The 20,410-nt window shown below is 34.1% G+C and carries 17 protein-coding genes, 9 tRNA genes and 1 rRNA gene; 1 reads left to right on the forward strand and 26 read right to left on the reverse strand.

The genetic code is table 11. From position 1 onward, the window contains the following. Window positions 1-154: 154 nt before the first annotated feature. Window positions 155-985 carry an aldo/keto reductase gene (locus tag ACFCYN_RS21790; RefSeq protein WP_375951755.1) on the reverse strand — a complete coding sequence of 277 codons (831 nt, stop codon included), beginning with the start codon at window positions 983-985 and terminating at the stop codon, window positions 155-157. 19 nt (window positions 986-1,004) lie between these two features. Next, window positions 1,005-2,216 carry an MFS transporter gene (locus ACFCYN_RS21795; RefSeq protein ID WP_172446667.1) on the reverse strand — a complete coding sequence of 404 codons (1,212 nt, stop codon included), beginning with the start codon at window positions 2,214-2,216 and terminating at the stop codon, window positions 1,005-1,007. A 413-nt stretch (window positions 2,217-2,629) separates the two neighbouring features. Here ACFCYN_RS21795 and ACFCYN_RS21800 point away from each other — a divergent pair, with 413 nt between their 5' ends. Next, window positions 2,630-2,983, forward strand: coding sequence for a winged helix-turn-helix transcriptional regulator (locus tag ACFCYN_RS21800; RefSeq protein ID WP_172446666.1), 354 nt, complete (start codon window positions 2,630-2,632; stop codon window positions 2,981-2,983). Window positions 2,984-3,168: 185 nt separating this feature from the next. Here the strand turns inward: ACFCYN_RS21800 and ACFCYN_RS21805 are convergent, their stop codons facing one another. From ACFCYN_RS21805 to rrf, 24 genes are all read right to left on the reverse strand, one after another. Continuing rightward, on the reverse strand, window positions 3,169-3,333 hold the full coding sequence (locus tag ACFCYN_RS21805) for a hypothetical protein (RefSeq protein WP_172446665.1): 165 nt from the start codon (window positions 3,331-3,333) through the stop codon (window positions 3,169-3,171). A 107-nt stretch (window positions 3,334-3,440) separates the two neighbouring features. Further along, window positions 3,441-3,860 (reverse strand): methylglyoxal synthase, encoded by a 420-nt coding sequence (gene mgsA / locus ACFCYN_RS21810; RefSeq protein WP_172446664.1) that lies wholly within the window; start codon window positions 3,858-3,860, stop codon window positions 3,441-3,443. 59 nt (window positions 3,861-3,919) lie between these two features. Beyond that, complete coding sequence (locus ACFCYN_RS21815) at window positions 3,920-5,242, reverse strand: sensor histidine kinase (RefSeq protein ID WP_375951758.1); 1,323 nt, start codon at window positions 5,240-5,242, stop codon at window positions 3,920-3,922. A gap of 97 nt (window positions 5,243-5,339) precedes the next feature. Next, a complete protein-coding gene (locus ACFCYN_RS21820; RefSeq protein ID WP_172446662.1) occupies window positions 5,340-6,014 on the reverse strand; it encodes a response regulator transcription factor in 675 nt (224 codons plus the stop codon). Window positions 6,015-6,168: 154 nt separating this feature from the next. Beyond that, complete coding sequence (locus ACFCYN_RS21825) at window positions 6,169-6,840, reverse strand: PspA/IM30 family protein (RefSeq protein ID WP_375951760.1); 672 nt, start codon at window positions 6,838-6,840, stop codon at window positions 6,169-6,171. Between the two features lies 1 nt (window position 6,841). Then, window positions 6,842-7,252: a hypothetical protein gene (locus ACFCYN_RS21830; protein WP_172446660.1), complete on the reverse strand. Its 411-nt coding sequence runs from the start codon at window positions 7,250-7,252 to the stop codon at window positions 6,842-6,844. A 142-nt stretch (window positions 7,253-7,394) separates the two neighbouring features. Further along, window positions 7,395-8,483 carry a Ger(x)C family spore germination protein gene (locus tag ACFCYN_RS21835; RefSeq protein WP_375951762.1) on the reverse strand — a complete coding sequence of 363 codons (1,089 nt, stop codon included), beginning with the start codon at window positions 8,481-8,483 and terminating at the stop codon, window positions 7,395-7,397. After that, window positions 8,480-9,565, reverse strand: coding sequence for a GerAB/ArcD/ProY family transporter (locus ACFCYN_RS21840; protein ID WP_375951764.1), 1,086 nt, complete (start codon window positions 9,563-9,565; stop codon window positions 8,480-8,482). The genes ACFCYN_RS21835 and ACFCYN_RS21840 overlap by 4 nt, the downstream gene beginning before the upstream one ends. A gap of 17 nt (window positions 9,566-9,582) precedes the next feature. Further along, complete coding sequence (locus tag ACFCYN_RS21845; protein WP_375951766.1) at window positions 9,583-10,872, reverse strand: spore germination protein; 1,290 nt, start codon at window positions 10,870-10,872, stop codon at window positions 9,583-9,585. Window positions 10,873-11,553: 681 nt separating this feature from the next. Continuing rightward, on the reverse strand, window positions 11,554-13,356 hold the full coding sequence (glmS, locus tag ACFCYN_RS21850; protein ID WP_172446656.1) for a glutamine--fructose-6-phosphate transaminase (isomerizing): 1,803 nt from the start codon (window positions 13,354-13,356) through the stop codon (window positions 11,554-11,556). Between the two features lie 531 nt (window positions 13,357-13,887). Further along, the gene (gene glmM, locus ACFCYN_RS21855; protein WP_375951769.1) at window positions 13,888-15,231 is read right to left on the reverse strand and encodes a phosphoglucosamine mutase; all 1,344 of its coding nucleotides are present in this window, start codon (window positions 15,229-15,231) and stop codon (window positions 13,888-13,890) included. Window positions 15,232-15,244: 13 nt separating this feature from the next. Continuing rightward, window positions 15,245-16,540, reverse strand: a complete 1,296-nt coding sequence (locus tag ACFCYN_RS21860; RefSeq protein WP_375951771.1) for a CdaR family protein — start codon at window positions 16,538-16,540, stop codon at window positions 15,245-15,247. After that, on the reverse strand, window positions 16,533-17,351 hold the full coding sequence (cdaA, locus tag ACFCYN_RS21865; protein ID WP_098120421.1) for a diadenylate cyclase CdaA: 819 nt from the start codon (window positions 17,349-17,351) through the stop codon (window positions 16,533-16,535). Before cdaA ends, ACFCYN_RS21860 begins: the two co-directional genes overlap by 8 nt. 1,024 nt (window positions 17,352-18,375) lie before the next feature. After that, entirely contained in the window at window positions 18,376-19,275 is a 900-nt protein-coding gene (gene rocF, locus ACFCYN_RS21870) for an arginase (protein ID WP_172446653.1), read from the reverse strand. A gap of 231 nt (window positions 19,276-19,506) precedes the next feature. Then, window positions 19,507-19,582: transfer RNA gene (locus ACFCYN_RS21875), tRNA-Ala, on the reverse strand. Window positions 19,583-19,600: 18 nt separating this feature from the next. Continuing rightward, a tRNA-Gly gene (locus tag ACFCYN_RS21880) sits at window positions 19,601-19,672 on the reverse strand. Between the two features lie 16 nt (window positions 19,673-19,688). Then, window positions 19,689-19,761: transfer RNA gene (locus tag ACFCYN_RS21885), tRNA-Lys, on the reverse strand. Window positions 19,762-19,788: 27 nt separating this feature from the next. Beyond that, a tRNA-Gln gene (locus ACFCYN_RS21890) sits at window positions 19,789-19,863 on the reverse strand. Between the two features lie 8 nt (window positions 19,864-19,871). Beyond that, window positions 19,872-19,956 (reverse strand) — tRNA-Tyr (locus tag ACFCYN_RS21895). 18 nt (window positions 19,957-19,974) lie between these two features. After that, window positions 19,975-20,050, reverse strand: a tRNA-Val gene (locus ACFCYN_RS21900). Between the two features lie 10 nt (window positions 20,051-20,060). After that, a tRNA-Glu gene (locus tag ACFCYN_RS21905) sits at window positions 20,061-20,135 on the reverse strand. A 16-nt stretch (window positions 20,136-20,151) separates the two neighbouring features. Next, window positions 20,152-20,224: transfer RNA gene (locus ACFCYN_RS21910), tRNA-Thr, on the reverse strand. An 8-nt stretch (window positions 20,225-20,232) separates the two neighbouring features. After that, window positions 20,233-20,307, reverse strand: a tRNA-Asn gene (locus tag ACFCYN_RS21915). A gap of 9 nt (window positions 20,308-20,316) precedes the next feature. After that, window positions 20,317-20,410: ribosomal RNA gene (rrf, locus tag ACFCYN_RS21920) — 5S ribosomal RNA — on the reverse strand; the annotation flags it as partial.

Below are 20,410 nucleotides of genomic sequence, written 5' to 3' on the forward strand. Positions count from 1 at the left end.
CGATTAAACCGTTGTTCCCCTGTAAAATACAGGTTAACAACGGCTGCTTAGAAAGTCTTTTTTATGTGTGTCTACTTGACAGGGTTAAGACCAAAATTACAGTCTTTTTCCTGGTGCCTCGTTATTACATTTAAATAATATTTATAGGTTTTGCTTAAAAATCAAAATTATCAGGGTCTGGACCAACTCGGTGGTTTTGGTTTAGTGAGTTGATTTGTTCCATATCCTCTTGTGTTAATTCAAAATCGAATAGATCTGCATTTTCTTGAATGCGATGTTCTTTAATTGATTTCGGTATGATGACGATACCGTTTTGTAAGTGCCAACGTAACACAACTTGAGCAATTGATTTATTATATTTGTTTGCGATTTCTAATAAAGTTTCGTTTTCAAATAGTCCCCCTTGCATTAACGGAGCCCACGCTTCTACTTGAATTGAATTTTCGTTTAAGAATTCTCTTAGTTCAACTTGGCTTAGCATCGGATGTAATTCGACTTGATTGACCATAGGCATAATTTCAGCAGTAGCCATTACTTCTTTTAAGTGATGAATTTGGAAGTTACTCATTCCAATTGCTTTAACTTTTCCATCTTTATATAGTGTTTCAAGAGCTTTCCAAGATTCAACGTACTTACCTTCTACAGGCCAGTGGATTAAATATAAGTCTAAATAATCCAGACCTAGTTTTTTTAAACTTAATTCGAAAGCATCAATAGATGATTGGTAGCCAAGATCAGCATTCCAAACTTTAGATGTAATAAATAAGTCTTCACGTTTCAGGCCGTTCTCTTCAAGTGCTTCTTTAATTCCTTGTCCAACGCCTTCTTCATTTTGATAAATTGCTGCAGTATCAATACTACGATATCCATTTCTGATAGCAGCCTTTACTGAATCAATTACGACTTGTCCGTCTTCTACCTGGAAAACTCCTAACCCTATAATAGGCATTTCTAAACCATTGTTTAATTTAACTAAGTTATTCATTTTTATAATCTCCTTTTTTCTATTTAGTATTTTTTTTCTTTTCTAAAGATGAACTCCAAATGCTTAAAAGTACTGCTCCAAAGACCATGATTCCACCAATCCACGGTGTATTAATCAAGCCAATCGTATCTACAACTAAACCACCAATAAATGCTCCAATTGCTATACCTACGTTAAACGCTGCTATATTTAGTGCTGATGCAATATCTACAGCAGATGGGACATACTTCTCTGCTAATTTCACAACATAAATTTGTAAACCAGGTACATTCATGAAAGCAAGTAATCCTAAGAAGAAAATCGTAACAATTCCAACCAGTTTAAATGGTGCAGTAAACGATAGAATGACGAGTATAATTGCTTGAACTGCAAACATCCAAGTCAATGCCTTTAAAGGATTTTTATTAGCCGCTTTTCCTCCGACTGTATTTCCAAGTGCAACTGCAACTCCGTAAACAAGTAAGATAATACTTACAGAATTAGGAGCAAAGCCAGTAATTTTTTCAAGGATTGGTGACAAGTAAGTGAATGCAACAAACGTTCCACCGTATCCTAAAGCTGTAATAGCAAAAGCCAAAAGTAATGGACCATTTGTTAAAACCTTCAAGTTATCACTAATTTTTGAAGCTGGCGGCTGTTTAATTGATTTTGGAACTAAGATCGCAATTGCAATGATTGCAATGATTCCTAATAACGCTACAGCTCCAAAAGTTGATCTCCATCCAAAATGTTGACCTATAAATGTACCTAATGGAACACCCGTTACAGTCGCAACTGTTAAACCTGTGAACATAAACGCAATTGCACTTGCACGTTTATTTTCAGGAACTACATCAGCTGCAATTGTTGATCCGATTGAAAAGAAAACCCCATGTGAAAATGAAGTAATAATTCGGGCAACTAGCAGAAGGCCAAAGCTAGTGGAAAAAGCAGCAACACTGTTTCCTACTATAAAGATAACCATTAATAGCATTAATAAAGATTTTCTACCTATTTTATTCGTTAATGCCGTTAAAATTGGTGCTCCAAATGCAACACCCATCGCATAACCAGAAATTAATAAACCTGCTAATGTAATTGAAATTTTCAAATCACCAGCTAGAGTTGATAATAAACCAACAGGAACAAATTCAGTTGTTCCAATACCAAATGCACTAATAGCGAGCGCCATTAACGCGGGAGTGCCACTTTTTTTCTCTTGCACTTTAATCGAAGCAGCAGTTGAATTCATTAAAAATCCTCCTTGTAATTGTTATTTTTATTGTAGTTTGAATACAAAGAGACATGGCGCCTGAATAAAGTCTTATTGTCATTCAAAACATAAATGAAATGAAATAAGGTAAAAGAATAACGACTTCCATCTATACATTTAAGTGACAATGGAAAAAATACTTTTTAATAAATGTTCGTTAATCTATTAACTATTTGTAATTATGAGCGATAGGAATAATTTAGAGAAGTATGCACTTTGAAGTTATATAGTTACTTTTTAGTAACATTTATGTGAATAGAGGTTTAAATCGCAGAAAAATTTTCAAATAAAATTTTTAACGAGACTAGAAACTACACAGTTTATGTAGAGAGTGTTATGATATTCTAATCATTAAAAATAAGCCTACGTAGATAAATGAAGGAGAGGAGAACATGAAAAAATACAATATTCCAGTTGAAGCTTCATTAGACGTAATTGGTGGTAAATGGAAGGTTGTGATTCTTTGTCATTTGACAAAAGGAACGAGACGAACTTCTGAATTAAAAAAATTAATGCCTAATATTACGCAAAAAATGTTAACTCAGCAATTGAAGGAATTACAGGAAGATAATATCGTTCACCGAAAGGTATTTAATCAAGTTCCACCTAAAGTGGAATATTCCTTAACTGAGTATGGATGGTCTTTAAAGGAAGTTTTAGATTTACTATGCTCTTGGGGAGAAAATCATATTGAACAAATGTATCCTGACAAAAATGAAGTGCTTCTTCCAGAAGTAACACTATAATAAAAACTCCTTTTTCTATTTTGAGAAAGGAGTTTTTTTGTGTAAATCAACCCTATATCATTTAGTCCTTTTCATTCCAATAAAAAAAGATTGTACTATATCGTTACAATCTTTTTTAGCTACTATTGTTATTTGTTTATTTACATATTCATTAGGAGTAAATAAAAAAATCAACCAATCTTGACTTATCGGCCGTGTCTCCACTTAGTTGGCTTTCCTGATGAAGGGCAATTCGGAAACTTTTGTCCCGCTTCTAATTCAATATGTTCCCCGTCTGCATCAGTGTAAGAGCCAGAGATCATAACTGTTTCACCTGAATTATGTGTATGTCCATATCCTTGATTATCCATCGTAATCCTCCTTTTCAATTGAACTAGAATTACTATTTCCTTCATCAAAGTTATTTATTCGGCTTCTTTATCATTTTTAAAATTTTCTTATACGTAGAATTCAGATTTCACTTGTCTTCATCAATTTTCTTTCCGTGTATGATGTTTCTCCATTTTAAGTCCCCACGTTCCAATCCATGAATTAATATTTCCGCTGTACCCATGTTTGTTGCTAAAGGAATTGCGTAAACATCACATAAGCGAATTAAAGCCAAAATATCTGGTTCATGTGGTTGCGCTGTTAGTGGGTCACGAAAGAAGATAACCATATCCATTAAATTCTTTGCGATTAGCGCACCTATTTCTTGATCTCCCCCAAGAGGACCCGAATTAAATCGGTGAATTTTTAAATTTGTACTTTCCATTATTTTTGTTCCGGTTGTTCCAGTAGAATATAACTCATGTTTAGTTAAAATAGACTCATACGCCATTGCAAAGTTTACTAATTCTTTTTTCTTTTGATCGTGTGCAATGAAAGCAATTTTCAAGGTCAACATTCCTTTCTTATCGGGAAAATGGAAATCAGATTTCGTGCAATTTGATAAACCTATGCTCTTTTATTAGTAATATTAGAAATTGGAATTTGTATAGTAAACGTACTTCCCTTTCCAATTTCACTATTTACTTGAATAGTTCCATTATGAATTTCTACAATCCATTTTGCAATCGCCAAGCCTAATCCGTGACTTCCAATTTTTCTGGTCCTTGATTTATCAGATCGATAAAAGCGATCGAATATACGTGTATGATCTTCTTTTTTAATGCCGATACCCGAATCTGCAACTTGTATCCTTAACTCATTTTCTTTGTTCGAAAGAATTAGCTGAACTTCTCCTCCATCCGGAGTATACTTAATCCCGTTATCAATTAGTATATATAAAAGTTGGGATAGTTTTTCAGGATCACCTTTAGCTTTTACAATTTCCGGAGCAGTTAAGGTTAGATTAATCTTTTTTGATGCTGCTAACGGTTGTAATGAAATAATCGCCTTTTCTGCAATTGCACGAAACTCAATTTTCTCTAATTTTAGTTCAATTTGGTCCGTGTCTGAACGAGCTAAAGTTAATAAACCGCCGACTAAACTTGTCATTCGTTTAACTTCATCTTTCATACTAAATAAAAGCTTTCTTGAAAAATCGTCTTCCTCTGTATCAATCGTCATTTCCATTGCATCAATTGATGAGAGTAAAACGCTTAATGGTGTTCGTAGCTCATGTGAAGCATCTGCTACGAATTCTCGTTGTCGATTAAAAGATTTAAAAATAGGTATCATCGCCTTTTTTGACATTAAGTTACTTATATATAGTGCAACACCAAAAAATATAATTGTTAAGGCAATAAGGATGACAATAACCCATTTAAATAAATGATACACATCTGAAATATCTTTACCAACGTATATTGTACCGATGAAATTTCCTTTATAAAATAATGGCTCACCAGCAATCATTAAACTGATGTCTTTTCGGTTTAATGGAACACGCAACTCATCATGATCATGAAACTTTCTAATATCTTTTTCAAACTCTTCATGCTCTATTTTGATTTTCACCTTTCGGGTCTCACTCTTTTTAGGGAACCAATCCTTAATTTGAAGTAACAGCTTTGACCTTAATTGAGGTATGTCCTCTTGTCCCATTATTAATTCGCCACTTGGTTTAACTACATAATAAAAAAACTGATCTACTCCTGCCAACACGATTTCTTGATTTTGGTCTTGCAGGTTCCCTTGTTGATTTTGAATCATATAATTTTCAATTATTTTTGCTTCTTGACTAGCCAACGATTCAACTGTGCGCCTTTGATCATTCATTATGACAACGTATAACACCGCAAAGACTACAATAATGAATATACTTAGAAAAAGCATGACTAATCCACTGTATAACACGGTTAAGCGATTTTGGGTTGTCTTAAAAACATCCCTTCCTTTTTGGTCTCGTATGGACCGCAAAAAGGAAATAAAATTAGTAATCACATTTATATCCTACCCCTCTAATACTTTGTAGCAATTCTTGTTTACCAAGCAAATCTAATTTCTTTCGAAGTAGTTTAACAGTTGCATCAATCGTCTTCATCGCAACATCTGAATCATATCCCCAAACGCGCTCCAAAATGATTTCTCGAGGTAATACTTGCCCTTTATTTTGTAACATAAAGTCAAATAATTGAAATTCACGTGGACTTAATTGAATATCCATCTGTCCACCTCTAATAGATTGGCTTGTCCGATTTAAAATCATATCACTAATTAGAATTTCTTCCTCTAATATTGGGGCATAGTTTCGTCTAGAAAGTGCTCGTAACCTAGCTAAAAGTTCATCGATTTCAAAAGGCTTTACTAAATAGTCATCGGCTCCTGAGTCCAATCCAACAATCCGGTCTTCTAATGCATCTTTAGCTGTAAGGATTAAAATCGCACCTGAATAACCATCCTTACGTAAACGACGACATATTTCTATTCCGGTTCCACCTGGCATCATCCAGTCTAATATTAATACATCATAGTGTGTGTTCGTTGCATAATAGAAGGCCTCTTCACCTTCAGTTACCCAATCAACTTTATATCCCGCTTTTTTCTTTAACATATAACTGATTAGCTCACCAAGTTTTAAATCATCCTCAGCCACTAGTATATTCATAATAAAAATACTCCTCGTTCTAAATTTACTTCTTAGACATATCATGTGCTATCTGAAATGATAATTTCAACTTTCTTCTTAATTATAAAATAAAAGGAAGCACCTATTAATCATTACGGTGCTCCCTTGCATTTATTTTAGTTAATTCGTTTCCTTACACAGTTTCTACAGTATATTGCTTTAGCTTTTGTAGCTCAGCTTCAATTTCTTCACTCAAAGCGCCGTCTGTTTGAACATTCGTTAAAGTACTTTTATTATAGGCAAATTTATTCTGAGCCTGTACTTCTGCTTCCATCATTAGTATTCGATCTTCTGCACGAGATATGCCATTGGCAATCGTTTCTGAATTAAAAGAAACTGAAGTTTGTTGAATCTGTTTAATCGACTTTGCTATATTTGCTCTAGAAACTAGCAATAGTCTTTTATGAAGATATTCATCATATTTCCCTTTCAGTTCATCTAATTTTTCATAAAGTGACTGAGTTTGGTTTTGAATTGTATTTAGCTGCTCCTTATATAAGCTTAGCTGTTTTTCATGTACAAGTTTTTCCTGTATAGCCAGCTTTGCAATAGATTCTTCACCGTTCTCTACCGCTAACTTAGCTTGTCCACCTCTTTTATTTACTAATCCTTCTGTTTCCAAGATTAATGCCTTTTGTTTATTCTCTAGAAAGATCTGACGAGAAAGTGCTTCTTGACCTTTTAAAAGATCCTCTTCCATTTCTCTAATATATTGGTTCAACATTGAAATTGGATCTTCTAAACCATCTAGTGCACCATTCATTTTTGCTAACGATATTGATTTCATTCTTTTAAAAATACCCATTTTATTTATTCTCCTTTTTTGTTAATAGATTTTTTTCCCATTTATCTAATAGATCTGCATTTGTTCTGTTTACTGGTGTATTGAAGTTCGATGTATCAAATGAAAATTGATTAGTTGAACTAGCTTGTCCTTTTTTAATAAACTTTTTAAAGATAAAAGTCACAATCGCAAGCGCGATTAAAAGGAATAGTACTAATCCAAACCAAGAAAAGTCATGAAAATGGTGTGGACCATGCATCATTCCAGGGGATCCATAATCATAACGCCCCCCTCTATCCATGATCATTGCATGTCGATCGACAAAACGTCTTTCATGTAAACCACCTAGTAATCTAAGAAAAAAATGTACCGCTACAACAAAAACTAACGTTAAAGAGGTCCATGTAAATATTCTCTTTACTCTCTTATTCATGTTATTTCCCTCCTCTCATTTCTTAATAAATTGAATTCTAATAGAGGATGGTGAAATTATGGTGAAAATAAAACTTGCAAAAAAAAAAGATAGTTAACAGAGTTTCCATCTGCTTTTCTATCTTTTCTTAAACCTCATATTCTCAATTAATTAACCCCGTCCCTTTAATTTTAACTTCTGATTTTATCTTAAAGACCAGGTTAGAGTACTTTTTGTTCCAAAACGATAGGTTTCTGTTTTCACTATCCCTAGATAAATATCGTAAACCAAAACCTATTGGATCAATATCTTTATCTTTTATTTTATTAAGTAAAGTACTAGTCTCCGCATTAATTTTCTCTTCCATTTGTTTATTTAGTGCTGTTATATCCCTTTCTCTGATCATTTCTAAACCATCAACTTTTTCTTCTATAACAGCTCTCACCTTGATCGTATAATTGACAATTATATTTTTATGTTGATCTTTTAATTTGTATTTTGCCTTACCCTTTTCTAAATTCATTACAAACATAGTATTCTTATTTTTGACTTTTAAGCTTTCATTATAGATTCCGGTCGTTAAAAGTCGATAGGTTTCTGATTCACTTGGGTTAAGTTCCATAATCAGTTTATTCTTATCAAATAATGCGATTTTGTCTACTAATAATTCTTTTTTATTTGATTCAATGATTGGCATGACGATATCAACGCCATCCTCAGTTTCTCTCCTATATGCGTCAAATAGACAAATTTGATCTATGTATGGTGACTCGGTTCTACTAAAATCAAAATACGATTTCAAAACGCCACCAGATACTTGCTCTTGAATCGGTTTAAAATTAAGCACTTCATATGCATTTGGTTTAGCAACGCTTAAATAAGAAGTCATCTGAATATCCGGTCTTCTTACAAAAAACTCCAACAATGGTTGTATATTTTTTTTTGCTAATTTTTCTCCAATTACAATCGTGCTGCTATGTCCATATACTAATTCCTTATCAATCTGAGACTTCATTAAGTTTAGACCTTCTGAAATCGAATCAGAATTTGCCGAGAGAATAATAAATTCTGATTTAGGTGTTTTTGGATCCCCATTTGGAATTGCTACTTTAACCATTACTTTATATGTTTTGTCAGGCATCTCAGATTGATCAACTCCAATTGAAGTAATAAATGCCCTCTTATCAATATCTTTAAAGGTACAACCAGATAATAGTAGCATTGCACTAAATGCAAGAAAAACCAGACTCAAGTAACGCGCTTCTTTTTTACTGATGCATACAACAACGAAATAATTAATAAGAAGTTTGAAATGGCATTTAAATTGAAATACATCGTAAAATATTTTACTAGGTCTATTTCTCTTATGAGAATTTGAATGACTGTTGTAGCACAAATAAAGAAGGAAATTAATATCCATTTATAAGTTCCTCCATATTTCAAATTGAGTGTTTTAAATAGCTCTAATGAGGTATGCCAACTAAGAATGATGTATATTAAGGAAATGACGATTTGTCCAAAAAGTAGAATGTAAATAACTCTTTCCACGATTAAATAGTCAAAATGCATACTATCAACCGTAGTTAACCAAACGAACACTTCTTTTTTGACTCCCTTTAAGCCCAGGTATCCAATTGGTATTAAATAATTACTAGCGACAATAAATATCCCAAATAGAAAGATCCAAAGCAGATATTTTTTGGTAATGGAATTTAAATTTATTTTCTCATTAAAAATAATTAAGTTTGAAAAGCCTGTAAAGATAAAAAGAGCAGCAGTGAATGCGCTGACAGTTGGTAGATGTTTAAAATAGCTAACAGATTGATATAGAGAATCCGCTAGAACAAAACGATCTGTTAAAAATCTAATGAACACAAATAAAACAATTGGAATGTGTAACATTACGAGTATTTCGGTAACGTATAATAATGATTCGGTTTTTAGTAAAATCGCAAAAATTATAACTAAAAGAAATACTATATAGGTTATTAATATAGGGGTAGTCGGATTGATAAAAATATTAACTACATGAATTAACGCGATAATAAATAGAGCTCCAGTTAAGTACCAAAAAATTAAGCTATAAATTATGTAACACTTACGATACCAGTCGGGAACAACATTTTTTATGATTTGATTAATATTTTGTTCAGGAAATCTACTAAATAATTTTTGTAAAATATAAATAAAAAGACCACCAACTATAATAGCCAAACAAATACTTAAAATACTCCCGTTTAGACTACTTTTATACATTATTTGAGGTCCAAACGCGGTTATACTAATCACCGTATTTAAATAAAACAGGTATGAAATATATCTTTTTCCTAGCAAAAAATACACCCCGATAGCTAATTATTATTAAAAAGTGTCAAATATGGCTTTCCTAAACTTCTCAAATTGCATAAATAACAAAGAATAGCTAATGTCCCGACTAATACGCCAAGCATTCCAAACAGTGATGCAAATATAATAATCGGATAGCGAATAACTCGAATTGCTTGATGCATTGCATTGATTGGAATACTAAATAACGAGATTGCAACTAACGAGACAACGATGATCATAATGTCTGCTACTAATCCCGCCTGTGAAGCAGTTTGACCTAATATTAATCCCCCTACTGTTGTAGCTGTAGAACTAATTGATTTAGGTAGTCTTAAGCTTGCCTCGATTAAAAACTCTGCCATTAGCATTAGAAAAAGAATTTCAATATAAGAAGGAAACGGAACTGACATCCTGCTTCCAGCAACAAGTAAAGCGAACTGGACCTGCAAAACTTCCGGGGAATAAGAAATAACTGCAACGTAGATGGCAGGTAAAAACACAGTGATCATCAAAGCGATATATCGTATTGAAATCATAAACTTTGAAACAATCGTTAGTTCAACTGTATCATCCATCGATTTAAAAAAGTCGGAAAATGTTGCAGGACCAATTAATGCCCAAGGCGTTCCTTCAACGAGTACAATTATTTTTCCAGTTGAGATACTATTTACAACTCGATCGGGCCGCTCAGTCGTTAAAAAAAGTGGAAATAAGCTCAACTTGTTATTGATTAACAGTTTCTGAAGCTGACCACAAGATTGTAATACATCAATTTTCAAAGCATTAATTTTTGCCAAGAGATTATGGTAGACATTTATATCAATTAAGTTTTTATCATATAAAACTAGTACCTTCGTCTTTGATAAGCTACCTACAATATGATCTTCCACCTTCAATGTACTCTTTCTGTATCGATTACGAATCAAATTTAAAGAGATATCAATGCTCTCATTTAATCCGTCTTTTGGTCCCTGCAATACGTTTTCTTCAGTTGAAACTCCTACAGAACTTGCACTAAACTCACTAATCGAGACAGAGTAGTTTTTTTCATCTAAATTAACAATAATATTTCCGCCTAAAATCTTTTCAATCATCTCTGTCTCTTCGGAAATAATCTCCCAACCATTTAATGTAGCAAGGTAATCTTTATATAAAGTAAATGACTCATATTCATAAAAAGGTGTGATTAGAAGTTCAGTAATTTTATTTTCATCACAAACTGAAATTAAATAGCAAAAAGTGATTGTTTTATTATATTTTTTCAAACTACGTTTTTGAAAATCACTATTGCTACGAATTGATTTAAACTTCATCTTCTTCACCTCTTTACTAATTTGTACGAATATCATACGGATATTCGTAAATATATGGTAATAAGTGAAACTATGTATAGAAGTCTAATTTTTAGGTCTATTAATTCGGTTCAGTATTGGCTTTGTGAATCATAAAAATGTTTCTTTGTGATTCATTTTAAAAGCAAAAAAAGAGACTGCTGTAATATAATTTTACAGCGTAGCCTCTTTTGCTTTACAGTTCAACTTGATCTGGTTTTCTGATTACAACGCGCTCATCAACTTCACTAACATAAAAATCATCTTTTGTTGGAATGAAGTTTTCATCACAAATCTTTATCATAATCTGACAACTCCTTTGTTTAAAATCGATCCCTAGTTTTAGGATGGAATGATTAATGCGAATTCATTCTTATTTTTCCAAATTCAGAAGTATTTCATCAATTTGATTAGAAAAGTGGAAAATAGTAGCGTTTTGTACTTCAAACAAAAAGGACTAGTAGCTACAGCCACTAGTCCTAGAATTGATTTATTTATTTAATTGGTTTTCTAACAACAACACGTTCATCAACTTCACTAACATGAAAATCGTCTTTTGTAGGAATGATATTTTCATCGTTAAATTTGACCATCTTTTTACACTCCCTGTTCAGTTTTTATTTTCAAATCTGTTGTTCATTTGCAGTAAAATCACTAATTTGATTATTCAACTGTAACTGATTTTGCTAAATTACGTGGTTTATCAACATCACAACCACGATGTAATGCAGCAAAGTAAGAAATTAATTGTAATGGTACTACTGAAAGGATCGGTGATAATTCTTCTTGTACTCTTGGTAAAATGAAACGGTCACCTTCCATATTTAAACCTTCCATTGAAATGATACAAGGGTTAGCTCCACGAGCGACAACCTCTTTTACATTACCACGAATGTTTAAATTTACTGATTCCTGTGTTGCTAGTGCGAAGATTGGAGTACCTTCTTCGATTAAAGCGATTGTTCCGTGTTTTAATTCTCCACCAGCAAATCCTTCTGCTTGGATGTAAGAAATTTCTTTTAATTTTAATGCGCCTTCTAAACATACGAAGTAATCTACATTACGTCCGATGAAGAATGCATTACGAGTTGTAGCTAAATATTCTGAAGCAATTTTTTCAAACTCTTCTTTTTGGTTTGTAATTGATTCCATTGCATTTGCTACAATTCCAAGTTCTTTAACTAAGTTAAAGTTAACTGTTTTTCCTTTTTCTTTTGCAAGAGCATTTGCAACAATAGAAAGTACTGCTAATTGTGCAGTATATGCTTTAGTTGATGCAACAGCGATTTCAGGGCCCGCGTGTAAAGCTAAAGTATAGTCAGCTTCACGTGATAATGTTGATCCTGGAACGTTTGTAATTGTAATTGCTTTGTGGCCTAATTTATTTGTTTGTACTAGACATGCTCTACTATCAGCTGTTTCACCACTTTGAGAAATATAAATAAATAATGGTTTTTCTGATAATAATGGCATATTGTAAGAGAATTCACTTGCAACATGAACTTCTACAGGAATACCAGCTAATTTTTCAATAAATTGTTTTCCAACAAGACCAGCATGATAACTAGTTCCGCAAGCTACGATATATAATCGATCAGCTGCTGCTAAAGCCGCATTAATTTCTGAGTCAATTACAAGCTCGCCACTTTCATTTTGGTATTTTTGGATAATATTGCGGATTACTAAAGGTTGCTCATCTGTTTCTTTTAACATGAAATGAGGGTAAGTTCCTTTTTCGATATCGCTTGCGTCAATTTCCGCTGTATATGGAGCACGTTCTATCATATTTCCGTTAAGATCCATTAATTGAACTTTGTCTTTAGTAACTAAAATAACTTCTTTATCCATTAATTCAATAAATTGATCAGTAATTTGTAACATTGCCATCGCATCAGATGCAATAACATTAAACTCTTCACCAACACCAACAAGTAATGGGCTTTTGTTTTTTGCTACATAAATTACATCATCATTTTGTTTATCTAATAACGCAATTGCATATGAACCTTTAAGAAGCTTAAGTGTTTCTCTAAATGCATCAAGCACTGTTAAACCTTTTTTAATATATAGCTCAACTAACTGAACAATTACTTCAGTATCTGTATCACTTGTAAATTCAATATTATTTAAATAATCGTTTTTTAATTGTACATCGTTCTCGATAACGCCGTTATGAACTAGTGTAAAACGTTCAGTAGAGCTTTGATGAGGATGCGCATTACGTTTACTTGGAGCACCATGTGTTGCCCATCTTGTATGACCAATACCAACATTTCCGTCCGTTTTAGTAGGGATTGATTTGCGTAATACAGCAATTCTACCTTTTTCTTTATAAACTTCTACACCATTGTCAGTTAAAAGAGAAATCCCAGCAGAATCGTAACCACGATACTCTAATTTCTCTAAACCTTTTAATAAAATTTCTTTCGCATTATCATTTCCAATATATCCAACGATTCCACACATAATTAACTATTGCTTAGTAAGTCCTAAAACAAGACATACAAAAAGTATAGGAATGGAACGCTGTTTTCCTAACCGTTTAATTATTAAATTTTCTATTCCCTCGTCATGTTTAATAATGGTAGAGGACTTACAAGCAATATCCACCTACCTTTCATATTCCGCTCATAAAGCGAGTTCATTTGTATTTGTTAAACGGTGTATCAGATTATTTACGTTTGTGCACACAGTCACCTATGTGTTTTACATAAATAATTTCGGTTGTGATACATCAACCGGGAGTCATCCGCCGAAAATTCGATAAAACTCCACCTCGTCAACTACACTTTCTCGTCCTGTGTAGTTCTGGCGCTTTTTTTAACCTTTATTGTTTCTATACTCCTTCCTTGTTAGGAAAACAATAAAACAACTATACTATACGCTATTTAAAATGGTCAACAAAAATATTGGAAGAAAATGATAGAACAGTTGTTTATATAATAAAAATATGCATAGACTTACACAAAAGTGCTCATCTATGCATATTTTTATTTTTTATTCTCCAACTTCTTCTTTTACAACTGCAACAATGCGTTCTACGTACTGTTTGCACTCTGCTTCAGAAGGCGCTTCAGCCATTACACGAATTAGTGGTTCTGTACCAGAAGGACGAACTAAAATACGACCGTTGCCGTTCATCTCTTCTTCTACTTCAGCAATGATCCCCTTGATACGATCATTACTTAGCGCTTCGTTTTTATCTGTAACACGTACATTAATTAATAATTGTGGATATTTCTTCATTTCTCCAGCTAATTGAGATAAAGTTTTTCCTGTTTCTTTAACAATATTTACGAGTTGAATTGCACTTAACATACCATCACCAGTCGTAATATGATCTAAAAAGATGATATGTCCTGATTGCTCACCACCAAGATTGAAGCCGTTTTTTCTCATCTCTTCCATCACGTAGCGGTCACCAACACCCGTTACAGCGCTTTTCATTCCATTTGTTTCTACTGCTTTGTAGAAACCTAAGTTACTCATAACTGTTGAAACAATTGTATTTTGTTTTAAACGACCTTTCTCGTTTAAATATTTTGCACAAATATACATGATTTGGTCACCGTCAACGATTTCACCTTTTTCGTCAATTGCAATTAGACGATCGCCATCTCCGTCAAATGATAAACCGATATCCGCTCCTTTTTCTTTCACAAGTGCTGCTAACGCCTCTGGATGTGTTGAACCCACACCGTCATTTATATTAAAGCCACTCGGATTTGTTCCCATCGTAACGATATCTGCTTCTAAATCTGCAAATAAATACGGAGCTAGTGAAGAAGTAGCACCATGTGCACAATCAAGAGCAACTAATAGACCTGAGAAATCCTCATCAATTGTATTTTTAAGGAATTGTAGGTATTTTTGACCACCTTCAAAATAATCACTAACTTGGCATAAATCATTACCTGTTGGTCTTGGTAGCTTATCTACTTCTGCATCCATTAATTCTTCAATTTCTTCTTCTTGCTCATCCAATAATTTAAATCCGTCTGGACCAAAAAACTTAATGCCATTATCTGCAACAGGATTATGCGAAGCTGAAATCATAACACCAGCTTGTGCTCCTAGCGCTTTAGTTAAATAAGCAACACCTGGCGTAGAAATAACGCCTAGTCTCATTACTTCAGCACCAATTGATAATAAACCTGCAACTAGTGCACCTTCAAGCATGTGTCCAGATACACGAGTATCACGCCCAACAATAATTTTAGGTTTGACATTATTTTTTGTTAAAACATAACCGCCGCAGCGTCCAATTTTATATGCTAATTCAGGAGTTAACTCTTTATTCGCAACTCCTCGTACACCATCAGTACCAAAATATTTACCCATTTTAACTCTCCTTCTAATTCGATGACTGTCCTACATCGCCTTCGTTTGAATTCTCGTCAGGTTCAGTTTGTGCCGATTTTTTATCAGCAATTTCAGTCGATATTTTATCAAACTCTAAGCTATACATAACACCTTTCGGACCTGTTATAGAAAGCGCAACATCTCTAGTTCCTGGATCTAGTCCATTAACTTTTGCTGTGATTTGTAAATCGCTTGCTTTTATTGCGTCCAGATCTTCTTTAAATCCCTTTGCTGTAACTACTAATTTTCCTGTAGAAGGTTTAAGAAACTTATATGTAAGTTGATCATCCTCGCCTACTAAATTAATCGGGATATTACTAAAGCTCTTTTCTATTTCTTCATCAAAACTAACGTCAATGTTAATAGTGCTTGGGTCTACTCTAAATGCACCATCTGGAGTAGGTATATTTACTTCGTATGTGCCACTTTGATTAATTGATGATAGGTCTACTGGTACCTCAATAGGACCCTTAAACTTGTCCAACCAGTCCTTAGAGGCATAAATTTTTACTGCATTAACTTTACTCGTAAGACTGCTTAATTTTAACCCTTCCATAAGTGTACCTGTTTGAACTAATGTGATTGGATAATTAGCACTTTCGGAAACAATTGGGACAGTTACTTCAACTTTTTTCGGTTGCGTATAAACTGAAAGCAGTGTACCTCTATTATTATATAATTTAACAGGTAAGACCTGGCTAAATGTTTGATTAGCATCAGTAACATCTACATAAACTCTCGCATACGCCACCTGTGAAACTTCATTTGACGAACCAATAATTGTGACTGAACCCGGTTTTACAAGTGCATTCTCTGCTTTATAGCCATGTTTAATATTTTTTTCATTTAGATAAACAACCTTAACTGAAACGGCTTTTTCAATCTTTTCATTAATCGTGACCCTAACAGTTCTAGGTTTAATGGTTGCTTTAATTTTATCTGAAATATTTCTAATTTTTAAAGGCACGTCATATGTACCTAAAGCATAAGAAGTTAAATCCAAATACACTTCGAAATCTTTCTTCATTTCTGCAGTTTTAACAATACTATTAGGTCCATCTAATTGCACTGAGACGCTCTTCGGAATTCCAGTAACGATTAGATTACGCTGATCGTAAATTGGCGTAACCGGAACATCCCGAACTAATTCCTTGTTATTTACAAACGGTATGTCACCTAATCCAGATGAACTTGATTGGGGAACTAAATTGACAGACATAAATAGTAATAACGTTACTAATAATGCGATTCCTCTTAATATCCAACGATTATCCATAAAATTATCCATTACGTTTTACCTTCCAATTCCATTTAGATGTATTGGACTCTTCTGGCGACTTTAGTTCCAAATTTAATAAGTTTACAAGTTCGTCTTTTGACAACTCTCTGTATAAATTTCCATTCTTAGCTACTGATACTGCACCTGTTTCTTCTGAAACCACAATCGTAATACTATCAGTAACTTCACTGATCCCAACTGCAGCACGATGTCTTGTTCCCAATTCCTTTGAAATAAATGCACTCTCAGATAAAGGTAAGTAACATGCAGCTGCTGTAATTTTTTCACCTTGAATAATCACCGCTCCGTCATGAAGAGGTGTATTTGGTATGAAAATATTGATCAGTAATTCAGAAGATAAATTTGCATTCATTCGAATACCCGATTCTATATAGTCACCCATGCCGGTTTGTCTCTCAAATGAAATAAGTGCACCTATTCTTCGTTTTGCCATGTATTCAGTAGCCTTAGCAATATTCTCAACAATATCATTTCGATCATTAATGCCATTACCAGCAGCCCTTGAGAAGAAACGACCACGTCCAAGTTGCTCTAACGCTCTTCTTAGCTCTGGCTGGAAAATAATAATAACCGCTAAGAACCCCCAGGTTAATGCTTGATCCATTAAGAACTGTAAAGTATGTAACCCAAATAAACTACTTAACACTTTCACCACGATAATAATCGTGACACCTTTTAATAATTGGACAGCCTTTGTCCCCTGAATGATGATAATTAATCTATAAATAACAAACCAAACTATTAGTATATCTAATCCATTTTGTAAATATTGTAAAAAATTTATATGTAAAGAAGGCACCTTTAACCCTCCCAATTCTATAGAATAAAACTGTATCTTGAGTATTATACCATATTTTTGTATTACACAAAATTTGTGAGTTATTTAATAATTTAACAATCCTTTTACTACTATTTAAGCAATATTAAATACAATTACAAAATCCATATCTGTCGGCCTACTTACTTAATAGAAGAAACACTCTCATTTCACTTATATTATTTTGATTATTACCCTTTTATACAGGAAGTTTTACCTGATTTTTTTCTAGTGAAATTGATACAAAGAAAAGCTAGCAGAGGCTAGCTTTTTTTATTGCGTTGAAAATGAGTTTGTCAGGTGTCCGACATGGTTAGGGTTAACTAAATTGGTTTTAGTGGATTTGTATTATTGCTTGTTACGCGTATGGGGTTTTCATATTTTTACTTATTATCTTACTCGTGAGGCCATTATTAGTAAGATATTTTCAGCTTTCTTCTCTTTTTTTTACTCATGAACCCTTTATGAGTTTCATATGTTCATTTTTTTACTCTTTTCCTTACTCAAGGTCCGTATACGCGTTTGTTCTTACTAGCTACATACTATTTTTGTACTCATACCCTTCTTGAGTAAGTAATTTTCATGTTCACGGTATTGTACAATCACGTGAACTTTTCATCAGTATCTTCAATTTATGTCTCAATAATGACAAGGTTAAACGGCAGTATGCTAATGTTTTCCACTACAGTATGCTATCATTTATGGAGCTGACCTAAGGGACCTAAGCTTCCTTTAGCACGCCCACGGGGTCTTTAGCAGCCTCGCTATTCCCTATAGGAGTCAAACAGCCTTTCTTCCAATCAGACACTTTTAAAAAAGGATTTATACACTATACTTAGAACAGAATATCATTTAATTACTCAGTAAGATTACTAATCTCGATCTTATAAACTAATAACTGGAACGTAGCTTCTAACATTTTTAACAATCTACTGGCTTTATATTTCAATACAAAAAAAAGCTAGCAAATGCTAGCTTTTTTGTAGAGCATATTCCTAATTATATTTTACAGTAGTTTTTCACCAAGTAATGAGCCTATTAAAGCAACAGCTACGATTGCTGTTCTATTTTTTTCGTCTAATATTGGGTTAACTTCTACAAATTCAATAGAAGTAATAATATCAGCTTCTGATAGCATTTCCATTGCTAAATGACCTTCTCTATAAGTGATTCCTCCAGGTACAGGTGTACCAACTCCAGGAACATGAATTGGATCTAGTCCATCAAGGTCTAATGATAAGTGTACACCATCGCAAGCTTTTAAATGGTCAATGCTTTCTTCCATTACTTTCGTCATTCCTAATTTATCAATTTCATGCATTGTATACACTTTAATACCTAATTCTTTGATAATTGCTCTTTCACCTTCATCAAGATCACGAGCACCAATGATAATTACATTCTCTGGTTTTACTTTAGGGAAGTAACCACCTATTTTCGTTAATAAATCATGTCCATGACCTAAAGAAACAGCCAATGACATTCCATGTATATTTCCAGAAGGTGAAGTTTCAGCCGTATTTAAGTCTCCGTGTGCATCAAACCAAATTAGTCCAAGATTATTATAATGTTTTGATACACCAGCTAATGTACCGATTGCAATACTGTGATCTCCACCAAGAACTAAAGGCATTCTATTTCTTTTAATTACATCATCTACTTCAGCAGCAAGTTTTTCGCATGTTTCTTTTACAGATTTTAAGTTCTTTAAATTGTGTTCTGAATTATCTTCTTTAACAGGTGTACGTTCTACTAAAATGTCTCCTAAGTCCTCAACATTATAAGACATTCTTTCAACGCGTTCGTGTAATTGTGCATATCTAATTGCACTAGGCCCCATATCTACTCCGCGTCTTGTTTGTCCTAAATCTAATGGTACCCCAATAATTGAAATATCTTTTAACATTTTAATTTCCCCCATGGTCTGAATTCCTATTTAGAAAACGCTTACTTAGCTTAGAAAAAAATAATTTTTGACTAATAAAGTTTCTAATTATATTAATAGTTTAAATCTTTTGAAACAAATGGGTCAACTCGACATTTTTTTGTATACATATGCATTTTCATCAAGTATAGTATATGAATTTAAACAACAAAAAACCTTAGTCAAATGACTAAGGTTAAACTTTATGTATATTGGTGGAGCCTAGCGGGATCGAACCGCTGACCTCCTGCGTGCAAGGCAGGCGCTCTCCCAGCTGAGCTAAGGCCCCATTATATTGTAGGAAATAAGCGGAAGACGGGGCTCGAACCCGCGACCCCAACCTTGGCAAGGTTGTATTCTACCACTGAACTACTTCCGCACATAAAAAAAAAGAGTGAGCCATGAAGGATTCGAACCTTCGACCCTCTGATTAAAAGTCAGATGCTCTACCAACTGAGCTAATGGCTCGTAATAAATTACGATTAAATAAAAAAATGGCTGGGCTACCTGGATTCGAACCAGGGCATGACGGAATCAAAATCCGTTGCCTTACCGCTTGGCTATAGCCCAACAATAAATGGTGGAGGGGGACGGATTCGAACCGCCGAACCCACAGGGAGCGGATTTACAGTCCGCCGCGTTTAGCCACTTCGCTACCCCTCCGGTATTTATTAAATTAGATGGTGGAGGATGACGGGCTCGAACCGCCGACCCCCTGCTTGTAAGGCAGGTGCTCTCCCAGCTGAGCTAATCCTCCGTAATATAAATGGTGACCCGTACGGGACTCGAACCCGTGTTACCGCCGTGAAAGGGCGGTGTCTTAACCGCTTGACCAACGGGCCAGTACAACTTTTTCCAAGCTTCCAACCGGGCTCGAACCGGTGACCTCTTCCTTACCATGGAAGTACTCTGCCTGCTGAGCTATGGAAGCGTTAAAAATGGCTCCGCAGGTAGGGTTCGAACCTACGACCACTCGGTTAACAGCCGAGTGCTCTACCACTGAGCTACTGCGGAATAATCAAAACCAAGCGACGTTCTACTCTCACAGGGGGAAACCCCCAACTACCATCGACGCTGAAGAGCTTAACTGCCGTGTTCGGTATGGGAACGGGTGTGA

It is taken from the genome of Gottfriedia sp. NPDC056225, assembly GCF_042267765.1.
Classification (GTDB): domain Bacteria; phylum Bacillota; class Bacilli; order Bacillales; family Bacillaceae_G; genus Gottfriedia.